The sequence below is a fragment of the Pantoea latae genome, assembly GCF_002077695.1.
In the GTDB taxonomy this organism is placed as follows: domain Bacteria; phylum Pseudomonadota; class Gammaproteobacteria; order Enterobacterales; family Enterobacteriaceae; genus Pantoea; species Pantoea latae.
Genome location: NZ_MWUE01000027.1, coordinates 136,755 through 163,130, shown reverse-complemented (window position 1 = coordinate 163,130; position 26,376 = coordinate 136,755). Strand labels below are relative to the sequence as shown.

The window sequence follows — 26,376 nt, the reverse complement described above, 5'->3', positions numbered from 1 at the left end:
CCGCCCGTGCGGGCGGACAATCATTAGCGCATTAGTAGCCGCGCTGGCGATCAACGCAGCCCGACGGTTTCTCGCCCGCCTCAATGGCGCCGATAGCGCGCGCAATGGCGTCCATCGACTCATCCGGCAGCGTCAATGCCGCAATATGCGGCGTGACGGTGACGCGCGGATGACGCCACAGCGGGTGATCCTGCGGCAGCGGCTCCTGCTGGAACACGTCCAGCGCGGCGGCGCGCAGCTGCCCGCTCTCCAGCGCCGCCAGCAGATCCGCTTCCACCACCTGCGCGCCGCGCGCCATATTGAGGAAACAGGCGCCGTGCGGCAGCTGGCTCAGGGCGCGCGCGTCAAACAGGTTAAGGGTTTCCGGCGTGGTGGGCAGCAGGTTGATAACCACCTGCGCGCCGCGCAAAAAGGCGTCGAGCGACGCGCGGCCAGCAAAGCTCTCTACGCCGTCAATCCGCTTGGGCGATCGGCTCCAGACGCGCAGCGGAAAACCCCAGGGCCTCAGCGCGTCGATCACGCTCTTCCCCAGCACGCCCGCGCCGAGCACGCCGACGCTGAACGCCTCCCGCGGCATCAACGGCAAAGGCTGCCACTGCGCCTGCTGCTGCTGCCGGGCATAGTCGTCGAAGCGGCGAAACCAGCCGAGCACGCAGCAGAGCGCGTACTCCTGCATCTGCCGCGCCATGCCGCCATCCTCTAGCCGGATCAGCGGCACCGACGGCGCCAGCATATCGGGATAGCGCGCCAGCTGGGCGAGAATATCGTCCACGCCCGCGCCCATGGCGAACACGCCACGCAGGCCCGGCCGATCCGCCAGCAGCTCGCGCGGCGGCTGACGTACAATCGCATAATCGGCGGGCGCATTGTCGCCCGGCTGCCAGCGCCGCACGCGCGCCTGCGGCAGGCGCCGCTGCATTCCCTCCAGCCAGATCGCGCCCTCCTGCGTCGGGTGATACCAGATAATATCCATTTTGCTCCTCGTTTTTTTGCCCTCAGCCTCCGGTAAAAGCGGCGCCAGGGCAAGCGAAAAGCGCCGCGACGGGTAGTGTCGCACGCCTGGTCTGCTTCACATTTCCGTAGTCTGGTTGCGCTACGTTGCCAGATTGCGACTAAAGTTGTTTGAGTGGTCAATGCGTTACGCGCGGCCGCCTTTCGGACAAGGAGAAAAACCGATGAAAAAAACTGTCGTAACCGCGCCTGTCGGGCGTCATGGCGTCGCGCCAGTGCTGCTGACGCTGCTGCTGGGTTTGCCTGCGCTGACGGCGCATGCAGAGGATCAATCCCGTATGCTCAGCAGCCAGCCGCAGCCGCCGGACGTGCGGCTTGGCCCGTTGTTCAGTGCGGTGCAGCAGGCGCAGTTTTATCCAGACCAGAAAACCTTTGCCGACGCGGTGCCTAAATTCGATCCCGCGTCGATCCTGGCGGACTGGCAGATGCAGAAAAATCAGCGCAATTTCGATCTCAAGCGCTTCGTCGCCAGCAACTTCACCCTACCCGCCGCGGGCGAAAAGTATGTGCCGCCCGCCGGCCAAAGCCTGCGCGCGCATATCGACGGCCTGTGGCCGGTGCTGACGCGCACTGCCAAAAGCGCCGGGCGCTACGACTCGCTGCTGCCGCTGCCGAAGCCCTACGTGGTGCCGGGCGGCCGCTTCCGCGAGGTGTACTACTGGGACAGCTATTTCACCATGCTCGGCCTGGCCGAAAGCGGCCACTGGGATCGCGTGCAGGATATGGTGGATAACTTCGCCTGGGAACTGGATACCTACGGCCACATCCCCAACGGCAACCGCAGCTACTACCTCAGCCGCTCGCAGCCGCCCTTCTTTAGCCTGATGATCGATCTGCTGGCGACGCATGAGGGCGATGCGGCCTACCGCAAATATCTGCCGCAGCTGCAAAAAGAGTATGACTACTGGATGGCGGACAGCGACAGCGTCGCCGCCGGTCAGGCGAGCAAGCGTGTGATCAAGCTGGCGGACGGCACGGTGCTCAACCGCTACTGGGACGCGCGCGACGCGCCGCGCACCGAGTCCTGGCTGGATGACGTCAATACCGCGAAGAAAGCGCCGCAGCGTGACAAAGGCGAACTGTACCGCGACCTGCGCGCCGGCGCGGCCTCCGGCTGGGACTTCAGCTCGCGCTGGTTCAGCGACGCGCACAATCTGGCCTCAATTCGCACCACCCAGCTGGCGCCGGTGGATCTTAACAGCCTGATGTTCCATCTGGAGAAGACGCTGGCCAACGGGTATCTCCTCGACAAGCAGCAGGATAAGGCGAAGCAGTTCGCGGATCGGGCGGAGAAGCGCCAGGCGGCGGTGAATCGCTACCTGTGGGATGAGAAACAGGGCTGGTACGCCGACTACGATAGCAAGACGCGCCAGGCCAGCCCGCAGCTGACCGCCGCGGCGCTCTTCCCGCTCTATATGCAGCTGGCCAGCGACAAGCAGGCCGATCGCACCGCCTCGGCGGTAGAGAAACAGCTGCTGAAGGCGGGCGGTCTGCTCACCACCACGGTGAACAACGGCCAGCAGTGGGATGCGCCAAATGGCTGGGCGCCGCTGCAGTGGGTAGCGGTGGAAGGTCTGGAGCACTACAACAAGCCGCAGCTGGCGCAGCAGGTCGGTATGCGCTTCCTGCAGAACGTGCAGACCACCTACGACAAAGAGCACAAGCTGGTTGAGAAGTATGTGGTCGACGGGCCGAGCCTGGGCGGCGGCGGCGGCGGCGAATATCCGCTGCAGGACGGCTTCGGCTGGACCAACGGCGTGACGCTGATGCTGCTCGACAAATACTGTCCAAAAGAGAAAACCTGCAACAGCGCACAGGATATACCTCAGGCTTCGGCCACCACGAAATAACCTCCCTCAGGCGAAGGGTTTTCCCTTCGCCCCTTTTTTCAGACTCCTCTCCTGTCACAACGCTTGAAACATTTTTCACATATTGATAATAATTCTCACTCTGATTTTGAGAATCTTTACTATTTATCCGCCGCGCCCGTTTTGCGGCCCAAACAAGGACAGGACATGACGCTGCCGTTTACCCCTCACCGCTGCGCGCTGCTGTGCGCGCTGGCGATCGCTCTGCCCGCCGCCAGCCTGGCGGCTGAGACGCTTATGGTCACTGCTTCGCCGCAGGAGCGCGCGGACAGCCCGACGCAGGGCTATGTTGCCACCACCAGCGCGGGCGCCACGAAAAGCGATCGTTCGCTGGTGACGACGCCGCAGTCGGTGTCGGTGATTACTCGCCAGCAGATAGACGATCAGGGCGCGATCGATCTCAATCAGGTGCTGAACTATACGCCAGGGGTGTTTACCAACTTCGGCGGCGCGGCGACGCGCTATGATACGATTTCGCTGCGCGGTTTCCACGGCGGAGACGTCGATAACACCTTTCTTGACGGCCTGCGCCTGATGAGCGACGGCGGCAGCTATAACGTGCTGCAGGTCGACCCCTGGTTTCTGGAGCGCGTCGACGTGATTAAAGGCCCCTCGTCCGCGCTCTACGGCCAGACGGTGCCGGGCGGGCTGGTGAACCAGACCACACGCCGTCCGCAGTTCAGCGAAACGGGACACTTCCGGCTGTCGGCGGGCAACCACGACGCGCGCGGCGCGGCGTTCGACTACGCCAACGCCATCAACGACCAGTGGGCGTTTCGCCTGACCGGCATGACGCGCAACAGCGATACCCAGTATGACCACACGCGCGAGGAGAAGTATGCGCTGATGCCGCAGCTGATGTGGCAGCCCACGGAAGATACGCAGCTGCTGCTGCGCGCCTACTTGCAAAAGGATCCGTCGGGCGGCTATCACGGGTCGGTGCCGGGCGACGGCGCGCTGAGCGCCCACAACGGCGCGAAGCTCAGCACCGGCTTCTACGACGGCGATCCGTCGCTGGACCAGTTTAAACGGCGCGAGCAGATCTACAGCTATGACTTCCAGCATCGTTTCAACGACGTCTGGTCCTTTAGCTCGGTGGGCAGCTACAGCCACTCTGACGTCGATCTCGATCAGGTCTATCAGATCGGCTGGCAGGCGCCCGACAGCCGCGTGCTAAACCGCTACTACTCCGGCGAGCGCTCCTCGCTTTCCGCCTGGGCGACGGATAACCGCATCACGGCGGAGTTCGCCACCGGTGAGCTGACGCATCGCCTGTCGCTCGGCGCGGAATATCACCGTTATAAGAACGATCTCAGCGAGGCGAGCGGCGGCGCCAGCGCGCTCGACGCCGCCACCGGCGCGGCGCTCGGGCCGATGCCGGACATGAGCTGGACGCGCGAGACGCGCCGCTACTATCAGACCGGGCTCTACCTGCAGGATGAGATGGTGTGGGATCGCTGGCATCTCGATCTCTCTGGCCGCTATGACCGCATCGTCGCCGACAACAGCGGCACGGCGCGCCGGCAGGACGACCATATCAGCGGGCGCGCGGCGCTGCTCTACGCCTTTGACAGCGGCGTCTCTCCTTACGTCAGCTACAGCCAGGCGATTACCCCCACCGCCCTGACCGGCTCGGATGGCAATCTGCTGCAACCGACCACCTCAGAGCAGTATGAGGCGGGCGTGAAGTTTCAGCCGCCGGGCACGCGAGATCTCTACACGCTGGCGATTTACGATCTGACGCAAAAAGATGTCGCCACGCGCAATATCGTCGACTCCACCTACACGCCGACCGGCAAGGTGCATTCGCAGGGGATTGAGCTGGAGGCGCATAATCAGCTGACGCCGCGCCTGAGTACGGTGGCGGGCTATACGCTGAATCATCTGCGCTATAAAGAGACGGTGGACGGCAATGATGGCCATACGCCCTATGTAACGCCCAACAGCATCGCCTCATTCTGGGGCCACTATCAGTTTGACGCCGGGATTGGCGTCGGCGCGGGCGTGCGCTATATCGGCAAGCAGTGGGCGGACAATGAAAACAGCCGGCGCGTGCCTTCGGTTACGCTGTTTGACGCCTCGGTGCGCGCCGATTTAGGCGCCTGGCAGCACAGCCTGAAGGGCGCGTGGCTGCAGGTTAACGCCAGTAACCTGACCAACCGTCACTATGTCGCGGCCTGCTACGGCACCGGCTATTGCTACTGGGGCGCGGATCGCTCGCTGCTGTTAACGGTGGGATATGATTTCTAGCGTTTAACGTAAAACGGGACGACCAGAGGTCGTCCCGTTGCAGTTCTGACGCAATGCGTACTAGCTACGGACTTTACGGTAGATAAACAGCACCACCAGCGCGCCGATAACCGCCACCACAAAGCTGCCGAAGTTGAAGCCGTCTACTCGACCGAAGCCGAACAGTGTACTGATCCAGCCGCCGACCACCGCACCGATAATCCCCAGGATCACCGTGACGATAAAACCGCCGCCATCGCGACCCGGCATGATCCACTTAGCGAGAATACCGGCGATTAAACCAAAGATGATCCATGAAATGATACCCATCAACTACTCCTTTCTTTTGCGTTTAATTTGTGACCGCCTGATTAATCAGGAGAATTACAGAGATAAGTATAGACAGTAAATTTTTTACTGCAGGGTAAACGGCGGCAAAAAATTGACTTAAAAATCTAAAGCTCCCGCAGCGATCGCCGATAATGGTCAAAGAATAATGGATTAACGAACCGTAAATTTGCCCTCTTTTGGAGCCAGGAAGTGAAAGAAGCCGACAACGAACAGTATCTCAAACGTGGCACGCTGGCGGTTTTAGGCGTAATGAAGGATCTGCTGCGTTTTCAGACGCCCTTGATGGTCACTTTTTCGCGCGGTCAGTTTATCAGCCGTATGCTGGATGCCGATGCAGAGCGCATTATTTTCGATCTCGGCAGCAATAATCTCGACAACGAATACATTCTCGCCTGCCACGAGGTGAGCGTCTCCGCTGAAACGCATGGCGCCAAGGTAGAGTTTAGCCTCGGCACGCTGGAGAGAACCACCTTCGACGGGCTGCCCGCCTTTAGCGCGCCGCTGCCCGAGCTGCTGTGGCAAATTCAGCGCCGCGAATTTTTCCGCATCTCTGCCCCGCTGGAGCCGACGTTTTACTGCCACAGCGAGTGGCCCAACGGCAAGAAGGTGCGTTTCCGCCTGCAGGATCTGTCGCTGGGCGGCATCGGCGTGCTGGTGGACGAGGCGCTGCCGGACGGTTTGAACAGCGGCGACAGGTTTAACAAGCTGCGCGTCGAGCTGGGCGAGTATGGTCAGTTTGAGGTCGGGGCGCAGCTGCTGCATATCGGCGAGCGCAGCGTGGTCAGCAGCAAAAATGAAACGCGCGTTACGCCGCGCCTCAGCTTCCGCTTTACCGCTATCGAGCCGCTGCAGGAGCGTCAGCTGCAGCAGGTGATTTTCGCCCTTGAGCGCCTGGCGCGCGACAAAGCGAATCGATTTCAGTAATTATTCAGTGATTTGCGCGGCCTCCGGCCGCATCCAGGCTATGCTTCTCCTTGCTCTCTTTTTTAAACCGGCTCCCAGCAAGGAGAATCTCCCCAATGGAAAACTGGCTCTCATCCGGCTATTTTCAACGTCTTTTTCTTAATCAAACTTTCTGGATCAACAGCGCTATCGTGGTCGTGGGCACGCTGGTGATCTACTGGCTGTTGCGCAGCGCCATTCGCTTTATCTGCGGCCGCATTGCGCGCTACAGCGAGCAGCGGCATGTGCGCGTCACTTCGATTCTGGTAGAGATCCTGCGCAGCACCAGCCAGCTGCTGCTGCTGATTTTTTCGCTGCTGATCGCCCTGCGCTTCGTCGACGTGCCCGCCAGCTGGAACGGGTTTATCTCCCACGGCTGGTTCCTCGCGTTCGCCGTGCAGCTCGCCATGTGGATCGACTGCGGCATCCGGCTGTGGCTGCATAATCTGCTGCGCGACCCGCTGCACGTGCGCAACCCGGTCACCACGGTGATCCTCGGCATTCTGCTGCGCGTGGTGGTCTGGGTGATGATGCTGCTCGCCATTCTGTCGAATATGGGCATCAATATTACTGCGCTGGTGGCGAGTCTCGGCGTAGGCGGTATCGCCATCGCGCTGGCGATCCAGACGGTGCTGAGCGACGTCTTCGCCTCGCTGGCGATCGGCTTCGATAAGCCGTTCGAGCACGGCGATTTTATCGTGTTCGGCGATATCGCCGGCTCTATCGAGCATATCGGCCTGAAGACCACGCGCCTGCGCAGTCTGAGCGGCGAGCAGATTGTCTGCTCCAATACCATTTTGCTGCAGCAGACCATTCACAACTACAAGCGTATGCAGCAGCGGCGCATTGTGTTTCGTTTTGGCCTGAGCTACGGCACCCCCTCCGCTGAGGTGCGCGAAGTGAGCGATCTGGTGAAGTCGATTATTCAGGGCATCGAGCTGACCCGCTTCGACCGCGCCCATTTTTTCGCCTTCGAAGATTCGAAGCTTACCTTCGAGGTGGTCTATTTCGTGCTCGACGCCGACTACAACAAATATATGGATATTCAGCAGGAGATTAACCTGCAGCTGATGGCGGCGCTGGAGCAGCGCGATATCCGCTTCGCCTTCCCGATCCGTCAGGTGGAGTTCAGCGGCGGACGTATTCCGCCGGTGGAGATGCTGCACGCGGAGAACGATGAGGAAGAGGCGCGGCGGGCCTGATTTTACAGGCGCACCCATGCTAAAAGGGCAAGGACGCTTCGGCCGAAGAGCAAAGCGTCGCGGGCCAGGGATGGCCCGCGCCGAGGCGCAGGGATGCTTAATGCCGTCTTTGCGATCGGCCGAAGCGCCCTTTCCCTTTGGCTATAGTGCGGCTGTGAGATGCACGGTGAGTCCTTTTTGAGGTTTCAAACGTCATCAGGCTCTTACTGAGGCGGCTGAAACCGGCAGCGCGCCACCGCCTCCAGCCAGCCCTGGTAGTTCTCCCGCATCGCCTGCGCCTGCTCGCGGCGCGGCTCGACGCGCGTGCCGCCCTGCAGCGCCTGCATTTCGCTGCCCTGCTGCCACCAGCCCAGCGTCTTGCCCGCCAGCAGCGCCGCGCCAAGCGCAGAGACCTCCGCCGTGGGCGCGCGCAGCAGCGGACGCTGCAGCACGTCCGCCTGCAGCTGCATCAGCCAGTCGTTGGCGGTGGCGCTGCCGTCCACGCAGAGCGCTGAAAGGTGCTGCCCGCCGGCCTGCTCCATAGCGAAGAAAACGTCAGCGATCTGAAAAACGATCGACTCCAGCGCCACACGCGCCAGCACCGCAGGGGTGGCGGCGTCGGTCAGGCCGCATACCATGCCGCGCGCCTTGAGATCCCACCAGGGCGCGCCAAGCCCGGAGAGCGCCGGCACAAAATAGATGCCCTGATTGCTGTCGGTGCGCTGCGCCAGCGCGGTCAGCTCGCGCGGGTCCTGAATGCCGAGCATTTTACCCAGCCAGGCGGCGCCGGAGCCGGTATGGGTGATATTGCCCTCAAAGGCGAAACGCAGCTCGCCGTCATGCCAGGCAACCGTGGTACTGAGGCCGTTGTCGGTGAGCAGCGGCGTCGCCATCGACATCATCAGCGAGGAGCCGGTGCCGTAGGTCGCCTTCACCACCTCTTCGTCGCCGCGCCGCTGCGCCTGTAGCGCCGCGTGCGAGTCGCCGATGCGCGCCAGCAGCGGCGTGCCGCGCGGCAGACCGGGAATATCGTCAATCGCCACTACGCCCTGCGCGCTGGCCGACGGCACAATGGTCGGCAGCGCGGCGCGCGGCAGCTGAAACAGCCGCAGCAGCTCATCGTCCCAGCCGTTGCTGTGCAGGCTGTAGAGCTGGGTGCGCGCGGCGTTGGCGTGATCGGTCACAAAGCTCTCGCCCGCGCTGAGCTGCCAGGCGAGCCAGCTGTCGACGGTGCCGATGCACAGCTCGCCCGCCGCCGCGCGCGCCGCGCCGTCCGGGATCCCCGCCAGCATGCCGGTCAGCTTCGCCGCCGGGAACATCGGATCCACCGCCAGCCCGGTCAGCCCGGTAATGCGCGAGGCGCTGCCAGCGGCGCGCAAATCGCGGCAGAACGCTTCGGAGCGGCGATCCTGCCAGCTCACCAGCGGCGTGAGCGGCTTGCCGTCGCGCCGCTGCCAGATCAGCACCGACTCGCGCTGATTGCTGATCGCCACCGCCGCTACAGGCGCGCCGCGACACTGCGCCAGACAGTCGGTCACCGCCTGCTTCACCGCCTGCCAGATCGCCAGCGCGTCCTGCTCCGCCAGCCCCGGCTGCGGATGCGACAGCGACAGCGGCTGGCTGCCGCGCGCCACCACGCTGCCCTGACGATTGACGGCGATCGCCTTGGCGTTGGTGGTGCCTTCGTCAATCGCCAGAATAACGGCGTCTTCCATGGTCAGGCTCCCGCGCAAATGCGCACTGCGCTGTTAACCACGCTCGCGGCGTCGATGCCGTGATGCGCTCGGGTTGAGGCGCGATCGCCCGCAATGGCGTACTGGCCGTCAGGGATGCCGAGCCGCAGCAGCGGAATGGCGCAGCCCCCTTCCGCCAGCACTTCCGCCACCAGGCTGCCGACGCCGCCGTTGACGTTGTGCTCTTCCACGCTGATCACGGCTGGATAGTGATTTAACAGGTTGCGCAGCTGTTGGGTATCGCAAGGTCTGATGGATGGAACGCTGATCACACCCGCCGCAATCCCTTTTTCAGCCAGTTGCTCCGCCGCGTGAACAATCTCATGCACCGTCGAGCCCATCGCCACCAGCGCAATATCCTTGCCTTCGCGCAGGCAATCGATTTTGCCCGGCTCAAAACGGTAGTTTTCCTCATGCAGCTGCGGCAGATCTTTACCGTCGAGGCGAATATAGACCGGGCCGACATGCTCAATGGCGTAATCGATAATCTGGCGGCACTCCAGCGGACAGGACGGCGCATAGATTTCAATGTTGCCGAAGCCGCGCATCACCGCGATATCGTCGATGCTGTGGTGGGTGCTGGCGAGCGGGCCGTAGCTGGCGCCGGCGTTCAGGCCGAACAGCTTGACGTTGGTGTTGTTGTAGCAGACGTCGACTTTGACCTGCTCGTTGGCGCGCGACACCAGAAACGGCGCGGCGTTGCAGGTGACGGCGATCTTGCCGCCGAGCGCCAGCCCGGCGGCGGTGCCGACCAGCGTCTGTTCGGCGATGCCGACGTTCACCAGCCGGTCGGGAAAGGCTTTAATAAAAGGCGAAATTTTCGCGGTGGAGGTAGAGTCGGCCACCACCGGCACCAGATCGACGCCGCGATTCACCGCGTCGATAAACGCGTTCACCATTACGCTGGCTAAATGTTGTGCATTACTCATCTTTCAGTTCCTCCAGTGCCAGTTCAATCTCTTCGCCCTTCGGCACGCGGTGATGCCACTCCGCCTTGCTCTGAATAAAGGAGACGCCAAACCCTTTCTCGGTATGCGCCACCACCACCTGCGGCCTGCCGTTCTGCGGCAGGCTTTCCAGCGTGTCGACCAGCTGCGCCATATCGTTGCCGTTGCACTCCGTCACCTCCAGACCAAAGGCGCGCCATTTTTCCGGCAGCGGATCGGTGTTCATAATGTCGCGCGTCGCGCCCGCCAGCTGCAGCTTGTTTTTGTCGTTGATGATAATCAGGTTGTCGAGGCCGTAGTGGGCCGCCACCAGCGCCGCCTCCCAGTTGCTGCCTTCCGCCAGCTCACCGTCGCCGGTCACCACGAAGATGCGCCGCTGGCTGTTATCTTTTTTCGCCGCCAGCGCCAGCCCTACCGCCACCGGCAGGCCGTGGCCGAGCGCGCCGGTGTTGAGTTCGACGCCGGGGGTTTTCTGCCGCACCGGATGGCCCGGCAGATGCGAGTCGGCATGCTGATAGGTCGGCAGCCACTCGGTGGGGAAATAGCCCGCCTCCGCCAGCACGCAGTAGTAACCGCCGACGGCGTGCCCTTTTGACTGGATATAGATGTCGCGCTGCGGATCCTCGGTGCGATCCGGCGCGCAGTTAAGAATGCGGAAATAGAGCGCGGTGACGATATCCGCCTGCGACAGATCCGCGCCGGTGTGGCCGCCCGCCGGGCTGCCGGCGTTAAGCTGGATAATACGGCGGCGCACGGCGCGCGCCTTACGCTGCAGTTCGTCGACCGGAAGATTGAAAGGATTCATCTCTCACCTCTGAATTAAAAATCATATACGAATATATATTCATAGTGGGTAAAAAAAGGGGTGCAGCAAAAGCACTGGCCTGCACCGCTACCGATTAACTTTTCGCCTCGCCGCCCTCCTCGATCAGCGCCTTCTGCGCCACCACCGCCGCTTTCTGCTGCATGCGGTTTTGCATCTGGTCGATGATGACGGCAATGATGATGACGATGCCCTTGATCACCATCTGCCAGAATTCGCTGACTCCCATCATAATCAGGCCGTCGGCGAGAAAGCCGATGACAAAGGCACCGACCAGGGTGCCGAGAATGGTGCCGCGTCCGCCCGCCAGCGAGGTGCCGCCCAGCACCACCGCCGCAATGGCGTTCATCTCAAACGAGGTGCCGTTGGCGGGATGGCTGGCCACCAGCTGCGACGACACCACGATGCCCGCAATCGCCGCGCAGAAGCCGGAAAGGGTATAGACCCAGATCTTCACCTGTTTCACCTTGACGCCAGAGAGTTCGGCGGCGCGCTCGTTGTCGCCGATGGCGTAGACCTGACGGCCAAACGGCAGACGGCGCGCGATATAGGCGATCACCAGCGCCAGCAGCACCATCATCCAGATGGCGTACGGCAGGCCGAGCAGCGAGCCGGCGCCGATGCGGTCGAAGCCAGTGTTACCGAGCAGCGGATTGCCCTGCAGGCCTGGAAAGGTCTCCCCGCCCGAGGTGAGCATCGCCGCGCCGCGCAGGATATACATGGTGCCCAGCGTGCAGATAAAGGGCGCAACGTTGTAGCGCGTGATGATCCAGCCGTTCGCCGCGCCAATGAGCCCGCCGATGAACAGCACCAGCGGCACGATGATCCAGACGCTGGGAAAGATGGCGATACCGAACATCGGCAGCACGATCCCTTTGGTGATCATCCAGCCGGCGATCATGCCGCACAGCCCCAGCGTCGCGCCGATAGAGAGATCGATGCCGGCGGTGATGATCACGAAGGTGATGCCCAGCGCCAGGAAGGCGTTGATGGCGATATGCTTCACCATAATCACCAGGCTGCCTACCGCGAGAAAGTCCGGCACGGTTATCGCAAAGAAGCCGACGATCAAAAACAGCGCGATAAAGGTGCGCAGCTTCAGCAGCAGCAGGATAATGCTTTCGCGCGAGTTAAACGCCTTCGCCGGCTGGCCGGCCATCGTCATAGCGTTGTTGCCTTTCATGCTCAGAACCCCTGTGCGCTTGCTTTGACCAGCGCTGACTCTTCCGCGTCGCCGCGAGCGATATCAGCCGTAAGTTTGCCGCCCGACATCACCAGGATGCGATCGGCCACCGCCATAATCTCTTTTAAATCGGAGGTGGAGAATAGCACCGCGATGCCCTGCTCCGACAGCCGCACCATCATGCGGAACACCTCCGCTTTGGCGCCGACGTCGATACCGCGGCTCGGCTCGTCGAGCAGCAGCAGGCGCGGGTTGGTCAGCAGCGAGCGGCCGATGACCACCTTCTGCTGGTTGCCGCCGCTCAGCGCGCTGATCGCCACCTCCGGCGAAGAGATCTTGATCGCCAGATTGCCGACGGTGTGCGTCACCGCCTCCTGCTCTTGCTGCTGGGCGATGGCGAAGCGGTGCGACAGCCGCCGCCACAGGCTGGCGATGGTCAGGTTGCTCGCCACCGACGACACCGGAAAAATCCCGGCGCGCTTGCGATCTTCCGGCACCAGGCTCATACCCATGCGGATGCGTTCGGCGGGCGGCAGCCGCGTCGGCACCGGCTTGCTGTCGAGCCAGATTTTGCCAAGATAGTTGCGCTCGCTGCCGAGCAGACATTCGAACAGCTCGGTGCGTCCGGCGCCCATCAGGCCGTAGATGCCGACGATCTCCCCGGCGCGCACGTTAAAGGTGACGTCATCCACCACCGTATTGCCGTTGGGGCTGACGCAGGTGATATGCTCCGCCTCCAGCACCGGCGCGCCGAACGCGCGCCCCTCCGGCAGGAAGTTGCTCATCGGCTCGCTGCCGAGCATTTCGCGCACGATCCAGGGCACGTCGATTTCGCTGACCGCCGCCTCCGCCTGAAAGCGGCCGTCGCGCAGGATAGTGATCCTGTCGCCGATCGCCATCAGCTCTTCGAGGCGGTGCGAGATATAGATGATGGTGACGCCCTGGCGCGTCAGCTCGCGGATGACGCGGAACAGGATCTCCACCTCGGTTTTGCTCAGCGCCGAGGTGGGTTCGTCGAGGATCAGGATGTCGGCGTCTTCCGCCAGCGCTTTGGCGATCTCCACCAGCTGCTGCTGCCCGACCTTAAGATTGCCGACGTGCTCTTTCGGCGAAATCGGCTGGTCGAGGCGCGCCATCAGCGCGGCGGTGCGCCGCTCCTGCTCCGCTTCGTTAATCGGCCGAATGCCGCGCTGCAGCTCGCGGCCGAGAAAGATATTCTCCGCCACCGAGAGGTTTTCAAACAGGTTCAGCTCCTGATGCACCATGCCGATGCCGAGCTTAGCCGCGGCGCGCGTGCTGCTCAGCACCACCTTTTCGCCGTTGAGGAAGAGTTCGCCGCTGGTGGGCTGCTGCACCCCGGCGAGGATTTTCATCAGGGTCGATTTGCCCGCGCCGTTCTCGCCGATAATCACGTTGACCTTGCCGCGCCAGACGCGGTAGTCGACGCGATCCAGCGCCAGCGTGCCGGGGAACAGCATGGAGATATTGTGGGCGCTCAGGATGATGTCGTCGCTCATGGCGCCTCTCCCGATTTCAGCTCGACCGCCATCACATCATTGACGGTGCCGTGGCCCATCTCCACCGCCAGCAGCGCCTGCACCGGTTTGCCGACCCAGCTGGCGTCCACCTTCGGCAGCTGCTGCACCGCGTGGCGGTTAAGCGCGCGGGTCAGCTGCGCATACTGCACCTGATTGGTGAACTCCTCGAAGCGGAAACCCGCCGCGTCGCGCAGCGCGTTGCTGCGCATCACCGGACCGATACTGACCCTGACCGGCTTGCCGTTCAGGGTCAGCGTCAGGATGCGTTCGCGGCTGTTGCTCTCGTCCAGCGCCGCCACCGTGCCGCTGGCGCGCACGAAGACGCTTTCGCTGCCGCCCGCTTTCACCGTGCTGCTTTTGGTTTCCATATCCGCCCAGCTCATGGCGTGCTGCTGGGCCACGTCGAGCACCCGGCTCTGCCAGCTCGCTTCGGCGATCTGCTGCGGCGTCTGGTTGCTGTAGCCGGGTTTCGCATGGGGATCTTTCGGCATGATCGGATTGCCGCTGGCGTCGAGATCCACCACGGTACAGCCGCTTACTGCTAACGCCAGGCTAATGGCCAGAATGGCCCGCATCCGCTTCATGCCACCTCCGGTTATTTCGCCAGGTTAAAGTTTTTCAGCTTCGACGCGTTGCTGTCGTCAATCAGCACGCAGTCCATCAGCTGTTTCTCTTCTTTCTGCGCTTTGCCGTTTTTCAGGTAGTAGTCCGCCTGCTCCACCGCCATCTGCGCCTGCGCCCAGCCCGGCTGCAGCACCGTGGCCTTGATATTGCCTTTGTTGATAATGGAGTCGCGGGTGTAGTCGCTGCCGTCGAAGCCCACCACGATAACGTTGGTTTTGCCCGCCGCCTTCAGCGCCGCCTCCGCGCCCAGCGCCATGGTGTCGTTGCCGGAGATCACGCCGACGATGTTCGGGTTCTTCTGCAGGATGGTTTCCATGCGGCTGAACGCCTCGGTCTGGCTCCAGTTGGCGCTCTGCTGCGCCACCATTTTCAGATCGGTGTAGTCGTCCAGCACGTCGTGATAGCCCTGCGAGCGCACGCCAGCGTTGGTGTCCGACTCTTTGCCCAGCAGCTCGACGTAGCTCCCTTTGCCGTTAAGCAGTTTGGCGAACTTCTCGGCGCCGAGCTGCGCGCCCTGGTAGTTGTTGGAGACGATCTGCGCCACGGCGATGCCGGTTTTGTTGATCTCCCGGTCGATCAGGAACGTCGGGATGCCGGCGTCTTTGGCCTTCTGCACCGGGCCGACGGTGGCGTCCGCGCCGGCGTTGTCGAGGATAATCGCCTTCGCCTTGCGCGCGATGGCAGTTTCAATCAGCTGGTTCTGCTTGCTGACGTCGTCGTCGTGCGACGCCACCAGCGTGGCGTAGCCGAGCGCTTTGGCTTTCTCCTGCGCGCCGTCCGCCTCCGCTTTAAAGAAGGGGTTATCGTGCGACGGGGTAATGATCGCCAGCAGGCCTTTATCGGAGGCGTGCGTGGCGGCCGAGAGCGCCATCAGTGAAGCCAGCAGGGTAAGTTTGACGAGAGGTGCGTTCATTCGTTATTCTCCGCTTGAATAAATATTCAATTGCGATTTTATATGCAATCTGACTATGCACCCGCTCTGACCGGGCGCGCAACCCGGAATGTTTAAAAAGCGAAAAGGATCACAAAATGTCCTGCGTTGTGATTTACGGCATCCTGGTTAACAATACCAGGCCGACACAGAGAGGAAGGATGAATGGCGAAACAGGATGAGCAACGGCTGATGGTGAAGATTGCCACGCTTTACTACAGCGAAGGAATGAAGCAGTCAGATATCGCGCAGCTGCTGAAGTTATCGCAGTCGTTTGTCTCGCGCATTCTCAACCGCAGCGTGAAAGAGGGCGTGGTGAAGATCAGCGTGGTGCCGCCCGCCAATATTTTCCCGGCGATCGAGAAGGCGATCGAGCAGACCTACGGATTGCCGCAGGCGATTGTGGTAGACGTGCCGGACAACGCCTCCTCGCTGCAGATCAAACAGGCGATCGGCTCGGCGGCGGCGCACTATCTGGAGACCCGGCTGCGCGCCGACGAGCTGATCGGCATCTCCTCCTGGAGCGGCACCATTCGTGCCATGGTGGATGCGCTGCATCCGCTGAACGTGCCCTGCAAAGGGGTGATCCAGCTACTGGGCGGCGTCGGCGCCAACGGCAACGTGCAGGCGACCATCCTGACGCAGAACCTGGCGGCGCTGCTCAACTGCCCGTCGTGGCTGCTGCCGTCGCAGTCGATCGAGCATTCGGTGCAGGATCGTCAGCGGCTCGCCGCCAGCCCCGACGTCGCCGAGGTGCTGGAGAAGTTTGAGCAGGTGGATCTGGCCATCGTCGGCATCGGCGACCTGGAGCCGTCGGCGCTGCTGCGCAACTCCGGCAACTATTATGATGAAGAGATGCTGCGCACCCTGGCGCAGCGCGGCGCGGTGGGCGATATCTGCCTGCACTACTTCGACGCGCAGGGCGAACCGGTGCTGAGCGCGGAGGAAGATCCGGTGATTGGCATGGAGCTGGCGCAGGTGCGCCACTGCCAGCAGGTGGTGGCGCTGGCGGGCGGCAAAGAGAAGGCGCACGCCATTCGCGGCGCGCTGCGCGGCGGCTACGTCAACGTGCTGATCGTCGATTACCCCACCGCGCGGCTGCTGGTGGAGTAACGTTTTAGATGGTGCGGTACGCCGTAGTCACCTTCCAGAGGTAGCGCGGCGCCTGCGCGGCAGGATGCTTGTTCTGCACGTGCTGGTAGAACTCGTCCGGCGACATGGCGTTAATCATGGCAATGGCGCGATCGCGGTCGCGCGAGAAGGTGCGCAGCAGCGCGCCCGCGCCGTTGGCGTAGGAGACGATGGTGGCGTAGCGCAGCGTCAGCGGATCGCGAATGCCGGCAAGCGCCGACTGCTGCAGGATTTTGATATAGGCGGCGCCGATATCGATATTTTTTGCCGGATCGCGCAGCTCGGCGTTAGAGGGCTGCCCGCGACGTCCCTGCACGCGATAGACCTCTCTGCCCGCCGTCGCGGCTTTAATCTGCATCAGGCCCACCGCGTTGGAGCGGCTGACGACGCGGGGATTGCCGCCCGACTCGACAGTAATAATGGCGCTGAGCAGCTTCTCATCAACGCCATAATGACTGGCGGCATCTTCGGTGAACATCGCCCAGGCCGCGTTGATATTCGACGGTGGCGCCTGGGTTAACGGCGTATTGGGTTGTCTGACGACCTGTTTTGACGGCTCGCTGGCGCAGCCGGCGAGCAGCAGCGCGGAAAGGGCAAGGTATCGAAATTTCACCAATTATTCATCCTGATGCAATAGGGTCGCAGGCTATCATACCTGGCGCGCGCGGCAGCAAAATTGCCGTTTATCTTAATTGCGTAAAAAAGCGTGTCGCGCAGTGACTTCCGTCGCGCTTTTCGTCATCATCGGCCAGATAATCGCCCGCTAACCGCAGGAATAGCCTTATGATTTCGCGCTCCATCCACCTCGTTTCGCCCTCTGGATATTGTCACAATCAGCCCGCCGCGTGGCGCGGCGTCGAGCGGCTGCGCGCGGCGGGCCATCAGGTCGATAACCTGGAAACCCTCACCCGCCGTTTTCAGCGCTTCGCCGGCACCGACGCCGAGCGGCTCGCCGAGTTTAACCAGCTGGCGCAGCTTGAGACGCTGCCCGATATCGTGCTGGCGGTGCGCGGCGGCTACGGCGCCAGTCGACTGCTGGCGCAGATCGATTACGTCGGCCTGCAGCGTCGCCTGCTCAATCAGCCGCTGGCGCTGTGCGGCCACAGCGACTTTACCGCGCTGCAGCTGGCCCTGCTGGCGCAGACCGGGCTGGTGAGCTTCAGCGGTCCCATGCTGGCGGGCAACTTCGGCGCGGAGGCTTTATCTGAATTTACCCTGTCGCACTTCTGGCAGGCGCTGACTTCGCCTACAGTCAAGGTGGGCTGGCGCAGCGAGACGCCGGACGCCGGCGAGTGGCAGGGCACGCTGTGGGGCGGCAATCTGGCGATGATCTGTTCGCTGATCGGCACGCCCTGGCTGCCGCAGTTCGACGACGGCATTCTGGTGATCGAGGATGTCAACGAGCATCCGTTCCGCATCGAGCGCATGCTGATCCAGCTGCAGCAGAGCGGCGTGCTGGCGCGACAGCGCGCCATTATTACCGGCAGCTTTACCAGCAGCGCGCTGAGCGACTATGACAACGGCTTTGATTTCGCCAGCGTCTGGCGCTATCTGCGCGACCTCACCGGCCTGCCGGTGATCAGCGATCTGGCCTTCGGCCACGACGCGGATACCGTCACGCTGCCGCTCGGCGCCCGCGCCCGCCTGCGCGTGGCCAACCACCAGGCCGAACTGCAGGCCACCGGCCATCCGGTTTTACCCGAGCAATAAGCCGTTCTCAGGGAGATCGCCATTGAAGCCGCTGTACGACGATTTGTGGATCTCCACGCCGGAATTTCCGGTAGAAGAAGCCGTCAACGACCTGATGATGCACGGCTTTATGCTGCGTCATCCGCGCGGCAACCTGCTGATTGGCCGCGTTGAGCATCCGCTCGATCACGAGGTGCTGGCGGACGAAGGCGGCGTCATCCGCCACTATCTGACGCACTGGCATGAGGCGGCGCCCGGCGCGCGTGCCATCCAGCAGCGCTTCAGCAGCGCGCTCTACTGCCACAGCCGCTCGCTGGGCCCGGTCAGCCGCGTGCTGGAGCCGGACGATACCTTTACCCAGCAGGAGACGCACTTCGGCGACTTCCATCTGCTGCCGACGCCGGGCCATACGCCGGGCAGCAGCAGCTTTCTCTACGCTTCCCCACAGGGACGCACCTACCTGTTCGTTGGCGATACCCTGACGCGCGACCATCATCGCTGGATCACCGTGCTGGTGCCGGAGAGCAACCCGCACGAGCTGCAGCAGTCGCTGGAGTTCTACCGCACGCTGCGTCCCGACGTGGTGCTGCTGAGCACCACGCGCGGCCATCTCTCCTGGGTAGAGGTGACGCTGCAAAGCTGGCTGGCGGCGATTGACGAGGCGGAGCAGCAGCCGCTGGATATGCGCCAGCAGCCGCTGTTTTAGCTACAGCGTCTTGCTGAGATAGTGGCGCTGATGGTGACGCGGATAGCGATCGAGGCTGAAACGCAGGGTGTAGCCTAATTTTTCATAGAACGGGCGCGCCTGAAAGCTGGTGGTATCGACCTGCGCGTAGCGGCAGCCGCGCTGACGCGCCTCCGCTTCTGCCGCCTTGATCAACTGCGTGCCGACGCCCTGCCCGCGCAACGCGTCGCTGACCCACAGCATGTCGATGCGCAGCCAGTTGCCGGCGGTGGAGCCGGTCAGCCCCGCCAGCTTGACGCCGCGCTCGTCGGTAACGAAGACGCCGATCGATTTTAACTCGTCGATATTGATAAAGCGGCTGTTGAAGGCATTCAGTCCCAGGCGTACCTCATCAAGATCCTGATGGGTTACCCTTTCCGTCACGTTCAGTTGCATAGGCTCTCCGGCTAAAGCGGGTTAAGAGTGCGGATGGTCGCGATCGTCATAGCGCTCCAGCGACAGCTGCTCGACATCGCGCGTTTCGCTGCGGCTACAGGGTAACAGGCGGTCGCTGTCGCGGTAAACGAAGAAGGTTTCCTCGCTGGCCTTGTTGACGATCAGCCGATCGCCATTGCGAAAGCGGGTAATGGAGACCTTGTCGCCCTCCTCGGTGCGGATCCGCTGCTGGCCTGCGGCGATCTGAAAATGGTGCTGCGGCCACGTCAGGGTGCTGAGGCCATACTCGGCGCGGGAGATGGTCATGGTGGGACGGCCCGGGCAGGTGATCTGAAACTCGGTTTCGCTCCAGGCGGGCGCGATATGGCAGCTTAGCAGGCCGAGTGTCACGAGAAGGGCTTTCATGTTTTCAGGCTCCGTTGAAGTTATACTCTGATTTATCTGATTATTTTCAGAGTAACATATCCAGCGGCCCCATAAAGCGAAACGGCCCGCGCAGGGCGGGCCGAAATGTGTCAAACGCTGTCGTTAATCCCCGACTTCCGACATATCTTTGATGGCGTCGCGATTGATCTGCTGCTCTTTACCGTAGACGTCTTTATAGGTGATCATACCGGTGTCGCTATCCACCTGCGGCTTGCCCTGCGCCACAATGGTGCGGCCGTCGTTGGTGTGCAGCACATGGTCGTTGGCGCAGCCGGCCAGCATCAGGCCCGCGCTCAGCATAGCGATCATCGTGAGTGTTTTTTTCATGTTTCCTCCTTGCCTGGGTTCGCATTAGGTTTAGCACAGCGTGACGAAAGCGAAACCAGGAACAGGTTGAAAACGCATTGATTCCTAAAGGAGATGTCATGACCCGCGAGGATGCGCTGTTTCAGCGGCTGGCGCAGTCGCCGTTTCGTCGCCGCTTTCATCTGGGGGCGAAAGAGCGAGCGTACTGTCTGGCGAAAGGACCCGAGGTGATCGATCGGCACGCGGCGGATTTCGTCGCGCAGCGTCTGGCGGCGGCGGAACCGGTTAACGACGGCAAGCAGACGCCAATGCGCGGTCATCCGGTGTTTATTGCCCAGCATGCCACGGCGACCTGCTGTCGCGGCTGTCTGGCGAAGTGGCACCATATTGCGGCCCATCAGCCGCTGAGCGAGGCGCAGCAGGCCTGGATCGTCGCGGTGATCCATCGCTGGCTGGTAGGTGAGATGAATCGATAGAAGCCCGGCGCCGCATCCTGCCGCGCCGGACGGGGGATTATTCTGCAGCCACCTCGGCGGCGATCAGCATCAGCGCCATGTAGGCGTTTTCCTCGTCGAACGTCTGCATCACGTCGCGGATCGCCCCGACGCATGCCATTACCTGTTGCTTTTTTTCAACCTCAAGCTTCTCAATCGCATGACGGATAATCATTAGACTGGCTTCTTCTTCTTTCATTAAATTTCCCTTAAATCGCCCAACTGGTGCGCAAAGATGGCAAGAATACCTTTAATGTGCTACTCAAGTCACCCTCTGGCACGCTTAAAGCTTAACTATTAATCGAACTGCAAATGGGAAGCCGCGCCAGACCTGCTATGATCACAATAGCCGGGACGCAACGCGTCGAAATCAGCGCCACGGGATTCCCAGGGATTGAAGCAGGTACAGGATATGTTGCGACTCACGCTTTTCACTATTATTACGCTGCTTGCCGGCTGCGCCTCCGGCCCGAAAGGGGTGGAGTGCCCAGGCGAAGTCAGCACCATCTACGGGCAGCCGATGGGCCAGACGCGGGCGACGATCTTCGATCTCGTCAGCGCCTTCACTATCAGCCGCGACGGGGTTAACGTGCAGAGTGGGACACTGCAATCGCTGGATCGTTTCAAATATGTGCCTTCCGCCGTCACCCCTGAAGGCTATTACGCGCAGCGGCTGTCAGATAAGCAGTTCCGCCTGATCAACCCGCACGAAGATACGATGATTACCTGGACGTGCCCCTGAGCGTGCGTCCTGCGGCCAGATGGTTTATTGTCAGGGGCTTGTCAGGCTGCAGGCTCACCTCGTATGGAAAAGCGACTGGATAACAACGGCTATATCGATTTCCCCTTCCCCGCCACGCGCAACGAGGATGGCTCGCTGAACCCGTGCGGCATCGACCTCACCCTGCAGACCGATCGCATCGATGAGATTGCGGTGCTGGCGCAGTCGGCTAATCTGCGTCGTTTGCTGGAAGAGATTAATCTGCAGGACGGGCTCTTTATGACGCTGGCCTGTGACTGGCAGCAGCGCGAGGATGCGGTGTGCGGCTTCGTCGATTTCGCCTTTCGTCCCGAACTGCCTGAGACGCAGCAGGAGACGCTGACGCTCGATCAGGCCTTTGGCCGCTATCTGCGCGAGCAGGCGGCGCAGCACGGGCTGGAGCCGGACGCGCTGATTAACTTCGCGCGCTGCGTGCTCGACTGGGGCTGGTCGCCGCTGCGGCAGCGTGGACGAGAGTATGAAAAGGTTACGGTGATGTACTACTGCCAGCAGCGCGATGAGGCGGAGTGGTGCCTCGATCATCTGCGCCATTTTCTGGCGAGCTGGTATCCCGCCTGCCGCCAGACGCCAGCAGCGCGGCAGGCATAAAAAAAACCGGCGCGGTGGCCGGTTTGACATTCAGGGCTTGACCAGGCGAATAGCGTGCTCCAGCATGCGCTGCTCATCGCGCTCGCTGTGGGATCGATGCAGCCGCGCGCGCTTCAGCAGGCCGGAAATCTCTTCCCGTTTGGTTTCGTGGCCCGACTCCGCCAGCACCACCACCGCATCGCCGATCACGCGACACACCTCATCGTAATCCTCTTCACTCAAGACATCGCGCTTCATCGCTCCTCCTGTTTCGCCTTGCCGGTCGCTTTATCAGCCTGTCCAGAAACAGTAGTCATGATTGGTACAGGCTGCAAACCCAGCGGCTGAGGAGCGCATCTGCTGTTTAGGGCTGCGTTTTCCCCTGCCTTAGCGACGGGTGGAGAGGGTTTGCAGCACCTTCAGCTCCGCCACCGCCTCCTGCATCGCGTCCATGCCCGCCGTCAGGGTGCGCAGGCTGTCCAGCTGTTTGGTCATATCGGCGCGCTCATGGCGCGTTTGATGACTCATGGCGGCAATGCTGTCGGCGGCGTGAATACTGCGTTCCGCCATATCCGTGGCGGTCTGAACGGTGTGGGTCGCCACATCGCGAATGCGTGAAATGGTGCTTACCGCCTCGTTGATATTGCTCGCCGTGGCTTCCGCCTGCTCGCGGGAGGAGTGCGCCAGACGGCGCACCTCGCCCGCCACCACGGCAAATCCCCTGCCCGCCTCGCCGGCGCGCGCGGCTTCAACCGCCGCATTAAGCGCCAGGATATTGGTCTGGAAGGCGATATCGCTGATGCCGTGCGTGATGACGTTGATGCCGTTCGAGATCGCCTCCAGATCGTCCAGCCCTTCGCCCAGGCGGCTCTGCGCCTGCTGGCTCTCTCTGGCGAGATCGCTAATGCCGCGGATGGCGCTTTCAGCCAGCGTCAGCGCCTCGCTCTGGCTCTGGGTGGCCGCCTCCAGCACCGGCAGCGCCTGCACAATCGGAGCTAATTCCTGCTGATAGTTGACCACGCGCGCCAGCACCCCTGACTGCACGCGGTTCAGCGCCTCCCAGCGGCGCAGCGCGCGCTGCGCGTAGTGCGCGGCATAGCTGGCATACTCCACCGGAAAGTGCGCCATGGCATTCGCCTCATGGTTAAAAAACACCAGCGCAGAGAGGGTCTGGTTGATCGGCACGCCAAGAATTTCGCCAAAGCTGGAGAAGCCGGCGGCGGGAATGCCCTTAAAGAAATGGGCGTCGTGCAGCCGATCGACATTGCCCGCGCGGCGCAGGATGCAGTCGTTCATCAGCACGGCCGCTGGCTTGCCGTGGCGCGCGGTAAACGCTTGCCAGTCGCGCAGCGTGGCCTGTTTGAAATCGGTTTCGCGCATTAAAAAGAGCCGATCGCCAAACTCCAGATCGCAAAAAAAGTGCAGCTTCTGGTTTTCTATCTTTGCCACCGAGCGAATAAAAAAGGCGTCGCCTACTTTAACGGCGAAGGTCAGCCCTTTGAGCCGCTCCGTCAGCTCTTGCTCGCGACATGCCAGATGCTCCGCCAGCGCCTGGGTAAAGGGCTGCTGCTGTCCCTGCGCGTTGAACACCGAGGTCAGGGTGCGCGTCACCGGATCCGCTTCTGCAATAAGCCAGCTTTTATTCAGCGGCTCAAAGTTCTGGCTCTTAAAGGGTGAGAACGATTTTCCCGCCGCCATGCGGCAGAACACGATAACCGCTTTGCCCTGCAGCACGCGGCCGCCGACGCCGATCCAGGTGCCGTCGAAGCTCACGCGGCCGCCGGCGGAGCCGCCAATCGCCAGGCAGGGAAAGCGGCCGCTGTTGTACCAGGCCTGCATCAGAAAACCTTCCGACGCCGAAAGCCCGTCGCAGTAGATCATGGCGAAGGTGCGGTCAGCGGAGAGCGGCATCTGCAGCTGCAGCGCGGCCAGTTCCCCTTCGATGGCACGAATGCGATCGGTCGCCGTGTGGGTATCAGCAAGATGCAGGTCGACGATATGGGTTTCATGCTGCGCAATCAGGCTGCGGGGCAGCCAGAGCCAGCTTCCCTCTTGTCCATCCCCTTTGCAGTAGGTGGTCTGCCTGCCGCTGGCGCTGAGCGCGCCGTTGGAGGAGAGCGTAATCACGGTCAGATCCGCTGAGGTAAAACGCTGCCATGCCTGGCTGACCTGATGGAAATTTGCCTCCGGCGGCACGAACGTCAGCAGGATGCCCGCCGCGCGCCGGTTGATGCCTGCCGCAGAGAGCGATGCCGGCAGATCCTGACAGTTAAAAATACCGTTAGCGGGCTGTGACGCGCCGGCAAAACGGGAACCGATAACGCTTTTACCCATGCTCTTAAAGAGAGACATATTATTATTTCCGCTGTAATCAAAGAATTGCTGGTGTGTTGAAAAAAGAGGGGCTAAAAGCAGGTCCGTTCGCAATCAGTACTCATGTTCCCTGTTCAGCGCTAAAGAGGCGCTGAGAGGAGGTTATCGACGCGCGCGCCAATAGCTTCAGCGATTAGTGTGATTGATATCACTGATGTGATATCGGAAGTGTGCATTGAGGTGGACAGCGGCAGCCTGAAGGGGCAGATTTTAGCCCTTGCGCGGCGCGGCGATCTTGCCTGGCGGACAGCCGATCACCCGCTTAAAGGCTTTGGCGAAGGCGCTCTCAGACTCATAGCCAGACGCGGCGGCTATCTGCGCGATGGTGTCGTCTGAATGGGTCAACCGCTCGCAGGCCAGCAGCATTCTCCACTGCGTCAGATAGTCGACAGGCGCGATCCCCACGGTTTGTTTAAACCGTCTGGCAAAGACCGCACGCGACATGCCCGCCTCGCCGGCAAGCTGCGCGAGCGTCCATTTTTGTTCGGGATGCTGGTGCATACTGACCAGCGCAGCGGCCAGTTTTTCGTTGCGCAGAGCAGCCAGCCAGCCGGTATTCTCACTGCTGCTGGCATAGAGCCGCAGCGCCTGTATCAGCAGCATAAATGCCAGCTGCTGCACTATCAGCGCGCTGCCTGGCTGCGGCGCGCGGATCTCCTCAACCATTCTTTCCAGCGCCCACTGCATCGCAGCCCTGTCTGCGGGGTTGCGGATATGCACCACGGTCGGCAAAGGATCCAGCAGCATCTTCGCCGCGCGCCCGGCCAGCAGAAAGTGGCCGCCCGCCAGCAAGCAGCCTGACGCTGCGTCCTGCACTTCGGCTGCCGCAGAGACCATACCGGTGCGCACACGGGTGAAATCCACCGTCGGCGCCGACAGCGCGGTCGCCAGCCTGAAAGGCGGCCCAGGCGGCAGCAAAAAGCAGTCGCCTTTTTGCAGCCTTAGCGGCGCACCTCCCTCTACCGCGAGCCAGCACTCGCCCGAGACGATGGCGTAGCACTTTACGCCGTCATGAGAGGGCCACTGCACTGACCGTTCAGGCGCGAGCATCACGCCGCCCGAGACATAGCTTTCCGGTTTAAGCAGCGACAGCAGCTGTGACAGTAAATCCATCTTAATCTCAGACTATCAGACATAAAAAAGCGACTTTACCACATAGATCGTATTGGCGACCGCGCTTACAGTGACTCTGCTGGATTGACAGTGCAATCCTCCATACTGATAAGGCAGAGAGCATGCGTATATTTCTGACAGGAGCGACCGGATTCATTGGTTCGGCGGTGGCGGCGCAGCTTATCGCGGCGGGACATCAGGTGACCGGGCTCACCCGCAGCCCGCAGGGAGCCGCGGCGCTGCGCGCGGCGGGCATTGAGCCGCTCGCGGGCGATATCACCGAGCCGGAAAGCCTGCGGCGCGGCGCAATGGCCAGCGATGGCGTTATCCACACCGCGTTCAATCACGATTTTTCGACCTTCCCCGCAAACTGCGCAAGGGACGGGCTGGCGATCGACGCTCTCGCCCGCGCGCTGCAAGGCTCGTCACGTCCTTTGCTGATCACCTCGGTTGTCGGGATGGGTGCGGACAAACCGGGCGCGCTGGCGGTGGAAAATCACTTCAATGCTGAACAGCCCAACCCGCGTAAAGCGTCGGAGCTGGCGGGCATGACGGCGTTGAGCAATAACGTCAACGTCTCTTTTATCCGCCTTTCCCAGGTGCACAACCGGGTAAAACAGGGCCTGATTACGCCGCTGATTGCGCTTGCCCGGGAGAAAGGCGTGTCGGCCTGGATTGACGATGGAGAGACCCGCTGGTCTGCGGTGCATCTGAACGATGCGGCAGCGCTCTACCTGCTGGCCCTGAACCAGGCGGCACCGGGCAGTCGATATCACGCCGTGGCTGAAGAGGGTATTCGATTGCGCACCCTTGCCGAAACCATTGGGCGCCTGCTTGACCTGCCGGTTAGCGCTATCGACGCTGCTGACGCTGCCGCGCACTTTGGCTGGCTGAGCAAGTTTGTCGCGCTGGATATGTCAGCCTCAGGCGCCCTCACCCAGGCGCAGCTGGGATGGCAGCCAACGGGTCCGGGCTTGCTGGCCGATCTTGCGCAGATGCGTGTTTAACTGCCTCG

General features: G+C 62.0%; 28 protein-coding genes. 11 read left to right on the top strand and 17 right to left on the bottom strand.

Features of this window, described 5'->3' with window-relative positions; translation table 11 throughout:
- Positions 1-31 precede the first annotated feature (31 nt).
- Positions 32-973, bottom strand: coding sequence for a glyoxylate/hydroxypyruvate reductase GhrA (gene ghrA / locus B2J69_RS18765; RefSeq protein ID WP_081141149.1), 942 nt, complete (start codon positions 971-973; stop codon positions 32-34).
- Between the two features lie 202 nt (positions 974-1,175).
- On the opposite strand from ghrA, the gene treA reads away from it, so the two are divergent.
- A complete protein-coding gene (treA, locus tag B2J69_RS18760) occupies positions 1,176-2,861 on the top strand; it encodes an alpha,alpha-trehalase TreA (protein ID WP_081141148.1) in 1,686 nt (561 codons plus the stop codon).
- 165 nt (positions 2,862-3,026) lie between these two features.
- Entirely contained in the window at positions 3,027-5,129 is a 2,103-nt protein-coding gene (locus tag B2J69_RS18755) for a TonB-dependent siderophore receptor (protein ID WP_081141147.1), read from the top strand.
- A gap of 60 nt (positions 5,130-5,189) precedes the next feature.
- Here the strand turns inward: B2J69_RS18755 and B2J69_RS18750 are convergent, their stop codons facing one another.
- Positions 5,190-5,438: a GlsB/YeaQ/YmgE family stress response membrane protein gene (locus tag B2J69_RS18750; protein ID WP_081141146.1), complete on the bottom strand. Its 249-nt coding sequence runs from the start codon at positions 5,436-5,438 to the stop codon at positions 5,190-5,192.
- Between the two features lie 210 nt (positions 5,439-5,648).
- Here B2J69_RS18750 and B2J69_RS18745 point away from each other — a divergent pair, with 210 nt between their 5' ends.
- Together B2J69_RS18745 and B2J69_RS18740 are read left to right on the top strand one after the other, a co-directional pair.
- A complete protein-coding gene (locus B2J69_RS18745; RefSeq protein ID WP_081141145.1) occupies positions 5,649-6,383 on the top strand; it encodes a flagellar brake protein in 735 nt (244 codons plus the stop codon).
- 95 nt (positions 6,384-6,478) lie between these two features.
- Entirely contained in the window at positions 6,479-7,603 is a 1,125-nt protein-coding gene (locus tag B2J69_RS18740) for a mechanosensitive ion channel family protein (protein WP_081141144.1), read from the top strand.
- 203 nt (positions 7,604-7,806) lie between these two features.
- On the opposite strand, the gene B2J69_RS18735 is transcribed toward B2J69_RS18740, so the two are convergent.
- The 7 genes from B2J69_RS18735 to B2J69_RS18705 all read right to left on the bottom strand — a co-directional run bounded on the left by B2J69_RS18735 (position 7,807) and on the right by B2J69_RS18705 (position 15,343).
- Positions 7,807-9,297: an FGGY family carbohydrate kinase gene (locus B2J69_RS18735; protein WP_081141143.1), complete on the bottom strand. Its 1,491-nt coding sequence runs from the start codon at positions 9,295-9,297 to the stop codon at positions 7,807-7,809.
- Between the two features lie 2 nt (positions 9,298-9,299).
- A complete protein-coding gene (locus B2J69_RS18730) occupies positions 9,300-10,244 on the bottom strand; it encodes a transketolase family protein (RefSeq protein ID WP_081141142.1) in 945 nt (314 codons plus the stop codon).
- On the bottom strand, positions 10,237-11,067 hold the full coding sequence (locus B2J69_RS18725) for a transketolase (RefSeq protein ID WP_081141141.1): 831 nt from the start codon (positions 11,065-11,067) through the stop codon (positions 10,237-10,239). Before B2J69_RS18725 ends, B2J69_RS18730 begins: the two co-directional genes overlap by 8 nt.
- Before the next feature lie 94 nt (positions 11,068-11,161).
- Positions 11,162-12,268, bottom strand: coding sequence for an ABC transporter permease (locus tag B2J69_RS18720; protein ID WP_081141140.1), 1,107 nt, complete (start codon positions 12,266-12,268; stop codon positions 11,162-11,164).
- A 2-nt stretch (positions 12,269-12,270) separates the two neighbouring features.
- Positions 12,271-13,785 (bottom strand): sugar ABC transporter ATP-binding protein, encoded by a 1,515-nt coding sequence (locus B2J69_RS18715; protein ID WP_081141139.1) that lies wholly within the window; start codon positions 13,783-13,785, stop codon positions 12,271-12,273.
- The gene (locus tag B2J69_RS18710) at positions 13,782-14,381 is read right to left on the bottom strand and encodes a DUF2291 family protein (protein WP_407944755.1); all 600 of its coding nucleotides are present in this window, start codon (positions 14,379-14,381) and stop codon (positions 13,782-13,784) included. The genes B2J69_RS18715 and B2J69_RS18710 overlap by 4 nt, the downstream gene beginning before the upstream one ends.
- A 20-nt stretch (positions 14,382-14,401) precedes the next feature.
- Entirely contained in the window at positions 14,402-15,343 is a 942-nt protein-coding gene (locus B2J69_RS18705) for a D-ribose ABC transporter substrate-binding protein (protein ID WP_081141137.1), read from the bottom strand.
- 183 nt (positions 15,344-15,526) lie between these two features.
- On the opposite strand from B2J69_RS18705, the gene B2J69_RS18700 reads away from it, so the two are divergent.
- Positions 15,527-16,474 carry a sugar-binding transcriptional regulator gene (locus B2J69_RS18700; RefSeq protein WP_081141136.1) on the top strand — a complete coding sequence of 316 codons (948 nt, stop codon included), beginning with the start codon at positions 15,527-15,529 and terminating at the stop codon, positions 16,472-16,474.
- 4 nt (positions 16,475-16,478) lie between these two features.
- Here B2J69_RS18700 and emtA read toward each other — a convergent pair whose 3' ends face one another.
- The gene (gene emtA / locus B2J69_RS18695) at positions 16,479-17,108 is read right to left on the bottom strand and encodes a membrane-bound lytic murein transglycosylase EmtA (protein ID WP_081141135.1); all 630 of its coding nucleotides are present in this window, start codon (positions 17,106-17,108) and stop codon (positions 16,479-16,481) included.
- Between the two features lie 167 nt (positions 17,109-17,275).
- Here emtA and ldcA point away from each other — a divergent pair, with 167 nt between their 5' ends.
- Both ldcA and B2J69_RS18685 read left to right on the top strand, forming a co-directional pair.
- Complete coding sequence (gene ldcA, locus B2J69_RS18690; protein ID WP_081141134.1) at positions 17,276-18,202, top strand: muramoyltetrapeptide carboxypeptidase; 927 nt, start codon at positions 17,276-17,278, stop codon at positions 18,200-18,202.
- A gap of 22 nt (positions 18,203-18,224) precedes the next feature.
- Entirely contained in the window at positions 18,225-18,887 is a 663-nt protein-coding gene (locus tag B2J69_RS18685; RefSeq protein ID WP_081141133.1) for an MBL fold metallo-hydrolase, read from the top strand.
- On the opposite strand, the gene B2J69_RS18680 is transcribed toward B2J69_RS18685, so the two are convergent.
- The 3 genes from B2J69_RS18680 to B2J69_RS18670 all read right to left on the bottom strand — a co-directional run bounded on the left by B2J69_RS18680 (position 18,888) and on the right by B2J69_RS18670 (position 20,054).
- Positions 18,888-19,301 (bottom strand): GNAT family N-acetyltransferase, encoded by a 414-nt coding sequence (locus tag B2J69_RS18680; RefSeq protein WP_081141132.1) that lies wholly within the window; start codon positions 19,299-19,301, stop codon positions 18,888-18,890.
- Positions 19,302-19,322: 21 nt separating this feature from the next.
- The gene (locus B2J69_RS18675; protein ID WP_081141131.1) at positions 19,323-19,706 is read right to left on the bottom strand and encodes a hypothetical protein; all 384 of its coding nucleotides are present in this window, start codon (positions 19,704-19,706) and stop codon (positions 19,323-19,325) included.
- 123 nt (positions 19,707-19,829) lie between these two features.
- Positions 19,830-20,054 (bottom strand): YgdI/YgdR family lipoprotein, encoded by a 225-nt coding sequence (locus tag B2J69_RS18670; protein WP_081141130.1) that lies wholly within the window; start codon positions 20,052-20,054, stop codon positions 19,830-19,832.
- A 98-nt stretch (positions 20,055-20,152) separates the two neighbouring features.
- Between B2J69_RS18670 and B2J69_RS18665 the strand changes: the two genes are divergently transcribed.
- Positions 20,153-20,509 carry a DUF4186 domain-containing protein gene (locus B2J69_RS18665; RefSeq protein WP_081141129.1) on the top strand — a complete coding sequence of 119 codons (357 nt, stop codon included), beginning with the start codon at positions 20,153-20,155 and terminating at the stop codon, positions 20,507-20,509.
- A 37-nt stretch (positions 20,510-20,546) separates the two neighbouring features.
- On the opposite strand, the gene B2J69_RS18660 is transcribed toward B2J69_RS18665, so the two are convergent.
- Positions 20,547-20,726, bottom strand: a complete 180-nt coding sequence (locus B2J69_RS18660; RefSeq protein WP_081141128.1) for a hypothetical protein — start codon at positions 20,724-20,726, stop codon at positions 20,547-20,549.
- Between the two features lie 213 nt (positions 20,727-20,939).
- Between B2J69_RS18660 and B2J69_RS18655 the strand changes: the two genes are divergently transcribed.
- A complete protein-coding gene (locus B2J69_RS18655; protein ID WP_081141127.1) occupies positions 20,940-21,269 on the top strand; it encodes a hypothetical protein in 330 nt (109 codons plus the stop codon).
- A 63-nt stretch (positions 21,270-21,332) separates the two neighbouring features.
- Positions 21,333-21,896 (top strand): hypothetical protein, encoded by a 564-nt coding sequence (locus B2J69_RS18650; RefSeq protein WP_081141126.1) that lies wholly within the window; start codon positions 21,333-21,335, stop codon positions 21,894-21,896.
- A 30-nt stretch (positions 21,897-21,926) separates the two neighbouring features.
- Here the strand turns inward: B2J69_RS18650 and B2J69_RS18645 are convergent, their stop codons facing one another.
- The 3 genes from B2J69_RS18645 to B2J69_RS18635 form a co-directional block, all read right to left on the bottom strand.
- Positions 21,927-22,133 carry a DUF2767 family protein gene (locus B2J69_RS18645; protein ID WP_081141125.1) on the bottom strand — a complete coding sequence of 69 codons (207 nt, stop codon included), beginning with the start codon at positions 22,131-22,133 and terminating at the stop codon, positions 21,927-21,929.
- Between the two features lie 129 nt (positions 22,134-22,262).
- On the bottom strand, positions 22,263-24,209 hold the full coding sequence (locus B2J69_RS18640; RefSeq protein WP_407944754.1) for a methyl-accepting chemotaxis protein: 1,947 nt from the start codon (positions 24,207-24,209) through the stop codon (positions 22,263-22,265).
- Between the two features lie 249 nt (positions 24,210-24,458).
- A complete protein-coding gene (locus B2J69_RS18635; RefSeq protein ID WP_081141123.1) occupies positions 24,459-25,361 on the bottom strand; it encodes an AraC family transcriptional regulator in 903 nt (300 codons plus the stop codon).
- Positions 25,362-25,483: 122 nt separating this feature from the next.
- Here B2J69_RS18635 and B2J69_RS18630 point away from each other — a divergent pair, with 122 nt between their 5' ends.
- On the top strand, positions 25,484-26,368 hold the full coding sequence (locus B2J69_RS18630; RefSeq protein WP_081141122.1) for an SDR family oxidoreductase: 885 nt from the start codon (positions 25,484-25,486) through the stop codon (positions 26,366-26,368).
- Positions 26,369-26,376 lie beyond the last annotated feature (8 nt).